General features: G+C 69.4%; 2 protein-coding genes. Both read left to right on the top strand.

What is annotated here, in order from left to right; all coding sequences use genetic code 11:
* The coding region (locus tag E1285_RS44475) for a type I polyketide synthase (protein WP_132160934.1) at positions 1–2,301 on the top strand (2,301 nt) is incomplete at its 5' end.
* Positions 2,302–2,324: 23 nt separating this feature from the next.
* Positions 2,325–2,593, top strand: a 269-nt coding sequence (locus E1285_RS44470; protein ID WP_132160933.1) for a beta-ketoacyl synthase N-terminal-like domain-containing protein, incomplete at its 3' end; no start/stop codon positions are given.

Here is a 2,593-nt window from a genome sequence, read left to right as displayed (position 1 = left end):
CACTTCAACGACCTCGGACTCAACTACGGCCCCCTCTTCCAAGGCGTCCAAACAGCCTGGACCACCCCCAACGGCATCCACGCCGACATCCAACTCCCCGACCCCGACGCCGCCACCGGCCACACTCTCCACCCCGCACTCCTCGACGCCGCCCTCCACCCCATCGCCCTCACCACCGACGACCCCGGCGACCAAGCCCACCTTCCCTTCACCTGGAACGGCGTCACCCTCCACGCAGCCCAAGCGACAGCGCTCCGCGTCTCCATCACCCCCACCGGCAACAGCGTCGCCATCAGCGCCACCGACCCAGCAGGCCAGCCCGTCGCCACCATCGACAGCCTCACTCTGCGCCCCTTCACCGGCCTGCCCAGCGCCCGCGCCCAGGACGACCACCTCTACGCGCTGAGCTGGACGCCCCTTTCGCCGATGGAGCAGTCCGCTCTCGACGGCCCTTGCGCGATCCTCGGCACGCATGACCCGGACTCCGCGCACGCGCTTCGCGCCGCGCTCACCGTCCCTGCCCAGCTCTGCACCGACCTCAACGAGGTCTCGGAACTCTCCGACCCGCCTCCGGTCATCCTGGTCCCGTGCCCTGCCGTCGTCGCCGGCGGCGAGCCCGGTGTGGTCGACGGAGCCCATGCGCTGACCCAGCAGGTGCTACGGCTGCTGCAGGAGTTCCTCACCGACGACCGCCTCGGCGGTAGCCGTCTGGTCCTGCTGACCACCAACGCTGTCGCGGTCGGGGCCGGTGACGTCGATCTCGCCCAGAGCCCGTTGTGGGGGCTGGTCCGCAGCGTCCAGGCCGAGCACCCCGGACGCATCACGCTCATCGACCTGGACGACCCGCCTGCCGCGTATCGGATGCTCATGCCCGCGATCGGCGCCGCACTGGACCGGGGCGAGCCCCATCTGGGCATTCGGGGAAGCGACGTTCACGTCCCGAGGCTGGCGCGCCTGCCGGACGGCGGCGATGACAGCGACCCGACCGCTGCCTTCGCCCCTGGCGGTACGGTCCTGGTCACGGGCGGTACAGGAACCCTTGGCCGCCTGGTCGCCGAACACCTGGTCACCGTCCACGGCGTCACGCACCTGGTCCTGGCCAGCCGCAACGGCCCCGATGCACCCGAAGCCCAGCAACTCCACCGACATCTGGAACAACTCGGCGCCCACACCACCATCACCGCATGCGACACCGCCGACGGCGAACAACTCGCCCGGCTCCTCGCAAGCATCCCCGAAGACCACCCCCTCACCGCGGTCATCCACGCGGCAGGCGTCACCGACGACGCCATCGCCACCTCACTGACCCCCGAACAGATCGACAAAGTCTTCGCCCCCAAAGTCGACGCCGCCTGGAACCTGCACCACCACACCCGCCACCTCCCCCTGAACGCCTTCATCCTGTTCTCCTCCGCAGCCGCGACCTTCGGCCCCCCGGGAGTGGCCGGTTACGCAGCCGCCAACGCGTTCCTCGACGCCCTCGCCGCGTACCGGCACGCCGAGGGCCTGCCGGGCCAATCGATCGGATGGGGCTACTGGCAGCAGGACACCGGCATGACCGGACACCTCACCGACACCGACCGCAACCGCCTGACCCGCAGTGGCATGACCCCCATCACCGACGAGCAGGGGCTGGCGCTCTTCGACGCCGCCGTCCGGTCGACCCGCCCCCATCTACTTGCCACACCGATCAACCTCCGCAGCCTGACCGGCTCGGCCCCGCCGCTGTTCGCGGCGCTCGTCCGAAGCGGCCCCGCCCGGCCCAACGCGACCGCGGGCCTCCGGACCATCAACCTGGCCGACCAGCTGGCGGCGCTCACCTCCGACGAGCAGGACGAACGCGTGCTGGACCTGGTCCGGAACACCACCGCCGCGGTCCTGGCTCATGCCTCCCCGGAGAATGTCGACACCAGCCGACCCTTCAGCGAACTGGGCTTCGACTCCCTCACCGCGGTCGAACTGCGCAACGGGCTGGCCGATGCCACCGGGCACCGTCTGCCCGCCACCCTCGTCTTCGACTACCCCACTCCGCACGCCCTCGCCCGGCACCTCAGATCCCAGCTCGTCCCCTCGGCACCGCAGCTGGTTCTCCATCAGCTCGACACGCTGGAGAGCACGCTGGCGGCCATCACCGGGGAGGACATCGCCGGCACGAAGATCGCCAAGCGCCTGCAGGGCCTGCTGGCCAAGGTCAGCAAATTCGACTCCCCGGCGAACGAGACGGACATCCTCGACGATCTGCGATCGGCGACGAACGAGGAACTTTTCAAGCTGGTCGACGACGACCTCAACATCTCCTGAACAATCTGAGGGGCGACGTACAAATGGGAATGGAAGACACACTCCGCGAATACCTCACCCGCGTCATCGCCGAACTGCACCAGACGCGACAGCGGCTGCACGAGGCCGAATCGGAGGAAGCGGAGCCGATTGCGATCGTGGGGATGGGATGCCGCTACCCCGGCGGCGTCACCACCCCGCAGCAACTATGGAACCTGGTCACCCAGGAACGCGACGCCATCGGCGAATTCCCCACCAACCGCGGCTGGCCCCTCACCGACCTCTACCACCCCGACCCCGACCACCCCGGCAC

The organism is Actinomadura sp. 7K507, from assembly GCF_004348425.1.
GTDB lineage: Bacteria > Actinomycetota > Actinomycetes > Streptosporangiales > Streptosporangiaceae > Spirillospora.
This window is presented reverse-complemented; position numbering and strand designations above follow the sequence as displayed.